The 8,094-nt window shown below is 69.9% G+C and carries 7 protein-coding genes; 4 read left to right on the forward strand and 3 right to left on the reverse strand.

The window, feature by feature from the left end; genetic code table 11:
* Positions 1–38 precede the first annotated feature (38 nt).
* On the reverse strand, positions 39–1,820 hold the full coding sequence (locus AC1DZ6_RS13500) for a vWA domain-containing protein (protein WP_477097679.1): 1,782 nt from the start codon (positions 1,818–1,820) through the stop codon (positions 39–41).
* A 219-nt stretch (positions 1,821–2,039) separates the two neighbouring features.
* On the opposite strand from AC1DZ6_RS13500, the gene AC1DZ6_RS13505 reads away from it, so the two are divergent.
* Genes AC1DZ6_RS13505 through AC1DZ6_RS13520 form a run of 4 tightly spaced genes read left to right on the forward strand, consistent with a single transcriptional unit; the run spans position 2,040 to position 5,693 of the window.
* Complete coding sequence (locus AC1DZ6_RS13505) at positions 2,040–3,551, forward strand: tetratricopeptide repeat protein (RefSeq protein WP_477097680.1); 1,512 nt, start codon at positions 2,040–2,042, stop codon at positions 3,549–3,551.
* Complete coding sequence (locus AC1DZ6_RS13510) at positions 3,548–4,990, forward strand: right-handed parallel beta-helix repeat-containing protein (RefSeq protein WP_477097681.1); 1,443 nt, start codon at positions 3,548–3,550, stop codon at positions 4,988–4,990. The genes AC1DZ6_RS13505 and AC1DZ6_RS13510 overlap by 4 nt, the downstream gene beginning before the upstream one ends.
* On the forward strand, positions 4,987–5,532 hold the full coding sequence (locus AC1DZ6_RS13515; protein WP_477097682.1) for a hypothetical protein: 546 nt from the start codon (positions 4,987–4,989) through the stop codon (positions 5,530–5,532). Before AC1DZ6_RS13510 ends, AC1DZ6_RS13515 begins: the two co-directional genes overlap by 4 nt.
* On the forward strand, positions 5,526–5,693 hold the full coding sequence (locus tag AC1DZ6_RS13520; protein ID WP_477097683.1) for a hypothetical protein: 168 nt from the start codon (positions 5,526–5,528) through the stop codon (positions 5,691–5,693). Before AC1DZ6_RS13515 ends, AC1DZ6_RS13520 begins: the two co-directional genes overlap by 7 nt.
* Before the next feature lie 35 nt (positions 5,694–5,728).
* On the opposite strand, the gene AC1DZ6_RS13525 is transcribed toward AC1DZ6_RS13520, so the two are convergent.
* Together AC1DZ6_RS13525 and AC1DZ6_RS13530 are read right to left on the reverse strand one after the other, a co-directional pair.
* A complete protein-coding gene (locus AC1DZ6_RS13525; RefSeq protein WP_477097684.1) occupies positions 5,729–7,375 on the reverse strand; it encodes an amidase in 1,647 nt (548 codons plus the stop codon).
* A 26-nt stretch (positions 7,376–7,401) separates the two neighbouring features.
* A partial coding sequence (locus AC1DZ6_RS13530; protein ID WP_477097685.1) for a thioesterase family protein occupies positions 7,402–8,094 on the reverse strand: 693 nt, incomplete at its 5' end.

An 8,094-nucleotide genomic window follows, 5' to 3' on the forward strand; every position in this document is an offset into this window, starting at 1 on the left:
GCCCGATCAGGGGGCACGCCGCATGGGCACGTCCCCGGCTAGCCGCCCTTCACGTCCTTGGCCGCTCGCGACAGCTGCACGAACTCCGCGCGCAGGCCGTAGGGATCCTCACCCCGCGCGCCCTGGGCCAGGTTGGTGACCGCGTCCCAGTCGAAGTCGGCGCCGACCCAGGGATCGCCGCGCAGCTTTTGGCCATAGGCGGCCACAGCCACGGCGAAGCGGGTGGCTTCTGGCGCGGCGGCCAGGCTGGTTCGAACGTCGCCGGCCCCGATCGGTCGCTCGATCAACTTCGAGGTCGAACCGCCCGGCGGCTTGTAGCGGATCTTCAGGAAGGCCAGCTCGCTCCCGCCGCTCGCCGGCGGCGGCTTGGCGCCGTAGCGCAGCGGATCGGACGAGGGCGTGGCCCCGACCGGGGTGATCTCGTAGATCGCCGTCACCGCCGCGCCCGAACCCACCTCGCCGGCGTCGACCTGGTCGTTGTTGAAGTCCTCGCGATTCAGCAGCCGGGTCTCGTAGCCGATCAGCCGGTACTCGCTGACCTTGGCCGGGTTGAACTCGACCTGGATCTTCACGTCGTCGGCGATGGGAAACAGGGCGGCGTCGAAGTCGTCGCGCAACAGCTTGCGGGCTTCCTGCAGGCTGTCGACATAGGCCGCCGTCCCGTTGCCGTTCTGGGCCAGGGCCTGCATCATCGTGTCATTGTAATTGCCGCGCCCGAAGCCGTAGACCGACAGATAAACGCCGCTTTTGCGCTGGTCGGCCACGAAGTCCTTCAGGCGCGCCGGCTCGGCGATGCCGACGTTGAAGTCGCCGTCGGTCACCAGGATCACCCGATTGACCGCCTTGGGGTCGAAGTTCTGCTTGGCCAGGTCGTAGGCCAGCTTCAGCCCCTGGCCGCCCGCGGTCGAACCGCCCGCGTGCAGGGCCGTCAGGGCGCAGCGCATCTTCAGCTTGGAGCGTCCGTCGGTGGGCGACAGCACGGCCCCGGCCGAACCGGCATAGGCCACCATCGACACCCGGTCCTGGGGCCGCAACTGGTCGATCAGCACGTTCAGCGCCCTCTGGGCCAGCGGCAAGCGGTCGGGGCCTGACATCGAGCCCGAGGTGTCGATCAGGAACACCAGGTTCAGCGGCGGCTGGCCGGCCCGTGGCGCGGCGTAGCCCTGGACGCCGATGTGCAGCAACTGGCGGTCCTTGGACCAGGGGGAGGGCACGACGGCCACGGTCGCCTTGAATGGCGGCTCCTTGGCGGTGGGGCGGGTGTAGCCGTAGTCGAAATAGTTCACCAGCTCCTCGACCCGCACGGCGTCGCGCGGCGGCGCGGCCCCCTCGTTCAGGAACCGGCGGACATTGGCGTAGGCGGCGGTGTCGACATCGATCGAGAAGGTCGAGACCGGCTCCTCGGCCACGCGCTTGACCGGATTGGCCGCCGCGCCGGGGTATTTCTCGGTGTCGCGGACGGGGGGCGTGAAGCTGGGGCGAACGGAGGGGAGGGCGCCGATGTCCGACGCGCTGCTGTAAGCCATCGAGGCCGGCGGCGGGGGAGGCGGCGGACCGGCGAATCGTTCCTGGACCGGCGGGATCGGCAGCCGGGGTGGCGCGACGCCTGTCGGCGCGGTCTGTATCGTGGTCGCCCGCTTCCGAGCCTGGGCGAGATAGTCTCCGCCGTCCCGCGACACATAGCCGAGGGCCGCGCAGGCCTCGGGCGTCACGACCCCGTCGCCGGGCGACGGTGAGGCAAGGCTCGGGGCGCTCGTGGAACTGGCGATCAAGAGCGAAAGAGCGGTGGAGCCGAGGACACGAACGAGACCTGACGCCATGATCTTAAATCCTCCCAGGGTTGCGGATCATGCTGGCGCGCCCCGTGTGGCGAAAGCGGGGCCGTGACTGAAAACCTAGGGATTCCCCTGAGACGAGAATCCTTCTGTGGGCATCTTCGTGACGGTCTCGCGAACGTCGTTCCATGAGCTTGACAGTCCTTACGGCCAAGCACATGAGTGATTTGGAAATCATGGTTAACGGCGTGCTGAGGGGGAGCGATGCACGAGACCAGCAATGCTGTTTCTCATCTCGCCACCCTCAAACGAGGGCTGGCCTATCTGGTCGATCATCGCGCGACGCTGATCCGGCGTATCCCGGTGGGCGCCGTGGTCGCGGCCGTGGTGATTCCCCTCGTCGGGTGCGACGCCGGGCCCAGCTTCTGGTTCCACAAGCGCGCCTCGGCTTGCCCGCGTCCGCAGGCCGCGCAGGGCGTTTCCGGCCAGTTCAATCAGCAGCAGCAGGAAATCCGCGCCCTGCGGCAGGGCGGCTTCCGCGGCGACTTCTTCGCCCAGCTCGAACTGGCGCGTCGCTACGAGGGTCAACGCGCGGTCGATAAGAACCTCGAGGATCCCGTCGAGGCGGCGGTCTGGTACGCCATGGCCCTGGCCAATTCCGGCGGCTATTCGCCGATCGCGGCCTACGAGCGCCGCAACGGCAAGGACCAGGGGCCGCTGTCGCGATTCGACGATTGCCGGGCCTTCGAGCGGCACGCCGCCTACGGCGCCCTGGATCGCCTACTGTCGCGCATGTCGACCGAGGAGCGCGAAAAGGTTCGCAACCGGGTCATCTACATCCTTTCCACCGAGGGGGCCGACGGCTACCGGGCGCTGGCGCGGATGCACGACGGCTTCTTCGGTCCGTTCGGCGAGCCGTCCGACAATCTGCAGGCCATCGAGGCCTACGGCTCGCCCAAGCGCACCGGCGCGCCGGCCGCGCTGGACCTGTTCCGCCGCAACGACGTCGACGCCTATCTCTACAATTACCTGGCCGTGCAGACCGGCGACGTGTCGGCCTATGTGATGCTGAAGGACTTCGAGCGCTCGTCGCCGCAGCGCGCGTCCTATGGCGGCTTCGTCGAGACCAAGGCCAAGCGCTGGATTCCGCCCTACGAGTTCTATCCGCCGGAATCGCCGGATTCGGGCGTGCCGCATTCGGACGAGAGCGATCCGTCGGGCGACGCCAAGGAAGCGGCCCTGGCGCGGCTGAACGAGCTGCCGTTCGTGCACATCGGCGAGGCCTTGAGCTATCTGCGGGTGATCCCGTCGCCGGTGCTCGACGAGCGCATGCTCAGCGTCAACGACGCCCAGACCTTCCAGGCCATGATCGGCCGGCCGATCACCGGCCGCCTCAGCGGCGTCGAGAAGGTGCGCGCGGTCCAGTACGCGGCGGTCAACGGCTCGTCCAAGGCCCAGCTGGTCCTGGCCGTGATGTATTCCGAGGGCGTGGGCGTCCCGCGCGACTACGCCCGGGCCTATCACTGGTACGAAGAGGCCGAGCGCCAGGGGTCGGCCGAGGCCAAGTACGCCATGTCGACCTTCTTCTCGCTGGGCCTGCAGGGCGTGGCGGACCAGGACCGGGCCAAGGCCGTGGTCTACCAGCTGGACGGGGCGCTGGCGGGCTTCAAGCCGTCGGTGTGGCGGCTGCAACAGCTGCTCTCCCAGGTCTCGCGGCCGCCGCGCGCCGCCGGCGAGCCTCGGCCTCAGCCCTATGCCGAAAGGGACTATCGATGATCCGCCTCCGCACGCTCGTCGCGGCCCTGGCGGCCTGGACCATGGTGGTTGGCGGCTTGGCGCTCGGCGTCGCGCCGCAGGTCGCCGTCGCGGGATCGCCCGACGCCAAGATCGATCAGCAGATCCGTCCCTGCTTCGGCCTGCTGCTGCAGCCGAACCTGTCGACCGGCTGTCGGGTCAAGCACTACCGCAAGCACAAGCCGCGCTACGGAACGGGCTATGGCTACGGCCAGGGCGGGCGCTACCGCACCTCCGTCGACTGCGACCGGGCCTATCCGGGCGAGGTCAACGAGGTGCTGGAGCGACTGTATGACGGCGACACCCTGACCCTGCGCTCGCGCGGCGGCGGGGCCTGCATCGACTCGCTGAACATCACCCGCTCGGTGACCATCGTCGTCGACGGCTACGTGCCGTCGCGCGGCCGTCCGATCCTGGTGGCGCCGGTCGACCAGCCCTGCATCCGCATCGCGCCCGGCGTGGAATACGTGGTCATCGACGGCCTGGGCATCGACGCCCTGCGCGCAGGATCGGCCTCGTGCATCACCGGACGCGCCACCGAGCTGGCCTTGAAGAACGTGGTGATCCGCTACGACGGCGACGGCTCGGCCCTGGACCTCGGCGAGAGCCGCCTGGAGGTCGTCAACACCACCTTCATCGGCCGCACCCGCCAGGCGGTGGTCAAGTCGACCGGCACGGTGATGGCCGACAATGTCGAGATCGCCGCCACCGCCATCGGCGCGGCCTTGGAGGCCGGCGACGACAGCCGCATCCGCGACATGCGCATCATCCGCCTGGGCGACTGGACCGGCTCGAGCCGCAGCCGCAACTCGGCCGGCTTCGTACTGGCCGGCATGAACCGCTCGCAGCTGGTGCAGATCGAGGGCCTCTATGTCGACGGCTTCTCCCGCGGCATCTATGTGGGCGGCGGCGACGAGGCGACCTTGCTGCGCCCCGTGGTCCGCGACAGCGACTGGGCCGTGGTGGTCGAGAACGCCGACGTGCGGGTGCTGGAAGGCAAGCTGGAAGCCACCGACGTCGGCGTCTATGCCGGCTCGGGCACGGTCTACGCCTCCGAAAACGCCATCGCCGGCGTGATGCGGGCGGGTCTGTTCGCCGACAACGGCGCCCAGGTGCGGGCCCGCGACAACCGGGTCTACGCCAAGCCCGGTGGTTGCGAGGCGCTGATCACCGGCTATTTCGACGGCAAGCTGACCTGTCAGCCTTGGTTCGAGGGGCCGGAGCTGTTCCGCACGCCTCGCGACCGGGCGCGCCAGGACTTCGACGGCTATTGGCCCTCGACGATCGTCACGGCCGGCGTCGCCGCGCCGGCGCTGGCCGGTGGTCCCATCGACCCGCTGGACGCCTCGGCCGCCGCCGGCGGGCCGGTCGGTCCGGGTTCGCCGCAGCCTTATGTCCCGCAAGGGGGAATCTCGCGATGAGCAAGCTCGCCACCGGCCTGATGGCCGTCTTGATCGCCTCGACCAGCCTGGTCGGCGCCGCCTCGGCCCAGGACCGCGGTCCGCCCGGTGGCGGCGGCGGCTCCGGCCGTCCCATGCCCTGCGGCGCGCCGCTGACCGGCGAGGCGCCCGACGTCATGACCTATGACCGCGCCACCGGCACCCAGGTGTTCGTCGGCGGCAAGGGCCAGACCGAGGTCAGCGCCTTCAACCGCGAGACCGGTTCGTCGGCCGCCCTGCGCGGCGACCTCAGCCGGCCCGGCGTCACCGAGTCCTGCGCCGTCGACAAGCTGTCGGGCGACGCCTACCGGGTCAATTCCCAGGGACCGGGCGACATGGCGGTCAGCGGCCGCACAGGCCGCACCGGCGAGCGCTGGGCCTACCGCGCGCCCGACGGCTCGACCCAGTATTGGGACCCGCGCGACGATAACCGTTGCTTCCGCGAGGGGCTGGGCCTGGGACCGAACGGCGCCCTGCCTTCAGGGCCGCGGCCGGAGTCGCGCGACGGTCGCTCGGGATGCTGAGGACGGGCCTGCTGTTGGGCGGATTGCTGCTGGCGCTGAGCGCCTGCGGACCGCGCTATTCCTACTATCCGCCGAACGGGGGTCCCCCGGCGATCCCGGTGGATCCCTCGCGCGTCACCCCGCCGCCGCCTCCGGTGGACGTGATCCGACCGAAGGTCTGAGCACCCGAAACCCGCTCCCAGGGGGAGGGGGTTTCCTAGGGCGCCACCGTCGGCAGGAACTTCGGCTCGATCCGCCGATGTGTCGCCTGTTCGTAGGCGTATCCCAGGCTCAACAGCCGCGCTTCGCTCCAGGCCGGTCCGATGAAGCTGAGCCCCACCGGCAGGCCGCCGACGTCGCCCATCGGCACGGTCAGGTGCGGATAGCCGGCCACGGCGGGCAGGGTGGTGGACGAGCCGCCGTAGTGGTCGCCGTTCAGCGGGTCGATGGTCCAGGCCGGACCGGTGGTCGGCGCGACGATGGCGATCGCGCCCGTGTCCTTGAGGATCCTGTCGATGCCCTCGGGACCGGCCAGGCGTTTGCCGTCAGCGACGGCCTTGATGTACTCCGGATCGTCATAGCCCTTGGTGGCCTGCGCCTTCTCGAAGCTCTCCTGGCCGAACCATTCCAGCTCCTTGGGTGTCGCCTTGTTGAAGGCGATCAGGTCGGCAAGCGTGCGGGTCTTGACCTTCATGGGGTCGGTCGAGGCCAGGTAGGCGTTCAGGTCGACCTTCAGCTCGGTGTAGAGCACCACGCCCTCGGCCTTGCCGATCGGACCCTCGTCGAAATCCTTGACCTCGACCAGCGTCGCGCCTTGGGCCTTGAGGTCGGTCAGCGCCCGCTCGAACACCGCGTCCGTGCCGGGCGAATAGCCGGTGTAGAAGCGGGCGACGGCCAGGGTCACGCCCTTCAGCGCATTCTTGTCCAGGCCCTTGGYGTAGTCGGTCTTGCGGGCGTCGGCCTCGCGGGTGGCTGGATCGGCCGGATCGGAGCCGGCGATGGCGGTCAGCACCAGGGCCGCGTCGGTGACTGTGCGGGTCATCGGGCCGGCGGTGTCCTGGCTGTGGCTGATCGGAACGATGTGGGTGCGCGAGACCAGGCCGACGGTGGGCTTCAGGCCGACCAGGCCGTTGATGGCGGCCGGGCAGGTGATCGAGCCGTCGGTCTCGGTGCCGATCGCCGCCGGGGCCAGGCCCGCCGCCACCGCCGCCCCCGAGCCGCTGGACGAGCCGCAGGCGCTGCGGTCCAGCACATAGGGGTTGCGCACCGTGCCGCCCACCGGGCTCCAGCCGCTGATCGAGTGGTTGGAGCGGATGTTGGCCCATTCCGACAGGTTGGTCTTGCCCAGGATCACCATGCCGGCGTCGGTCAGCCGCTTGACCAGCGGGGCGTCTCGGTTGGTGACATTATCCTTCAGCGCCAGGGAGCCGGCGGTCGTGGCGGTGTCGTCGGCGCTCTCGATATTGTCCTTCAGCAGGATCGGCACGCCGTGCAGCGGCCCGCGGACCTTGCCGGCCTTGCGCTCGGCGTCCAGCGCCCGGGCGTCGGCCAGGGCGTGCGGATTCAGGGCGATGACGGCGTGGAGCTTGGAGTTGTGGATGTGATAGGCCCAGAGCAGGAACAGGGTCTGGTTCTTCGCGGTGGACTTGCCGCGGCTCAGGAGAGCCTGCGTCTCGGTGATCGAACCGCCACGCGGCATGATTATGTCGGAGGCGCCCGGCGCCGTCAGTGACTTGAGGAACTCGTCCGGCGTCTTGGCGTCCATGGCGATCGAGTTGGCGGGGTCCGGGGCCGCCAGTGAAGGCGTCGCGCAGGCCAAGAGTGCGGCTATCGCGCCGCCGATCAGCAAGGTCTTCCGAGTCACGCGTCTTCCCCCAACTTGGCCAGCCCTCAGATGAACACCGCGACGTTCTGGCGCGCAACGATCAACGGCGTTCCGGCCCCGTCCCAGAGCGTCATGTCCTGGGTCGAGTAGCCGTCGCCGATGGTTTCCGCCCGGCTGCGCAGCAGACGCCAGCCGTCGTCGTGTTCGCCGGGCAAGCCCACGATGTCGAGGGCCCAGGTCATGGTCGAGATCGGGCCGAAGGTCGGGAACAGGGTCATGGCGGGCGGCGGCGGGGTGTCGGCCAGGGCGACCAGGGCCGACAGCGAGCGGGCGGCCGGGTCGCGGTGGCGGATCCACAGCAGATATTCCGGCGCGCCGCCCGACAGCGGCCGTGCGCCGCCGGCCATACGCACCTCGAACTGGCCCGTGAAGTTGGGGCCGCCGCGCTCGCCGGGGAAGAAGGGCTCGCACGCCTCGGGGCGGGCGACGGCCGGGCAGGGGACCTCGCTGTAAGCCACCACCGACGTCCGCGCCGCGCCGAAGGTCAGCACGCCGTGCGTGGCCACGCCCTGTTCGCCCAGCAGGTCGACGGCGACGAACAGGGTCGACTTGCCCTGGCGCAGCGGCTTGACCTGGATCGACAGTTCGCCCGCCGCCGGCCCGACGAAGGCGAACTGGGCCGAGCGCAGGGGCGGGGCCTCCGGGAAGGTCCGCTGGGCCGCCTCGACGCACAGCGCCGCGCTGAGGCCGCCATAGGT

Source organism: Caulobacter sp. P1_B12_2 (assembly GCF_056406675.1).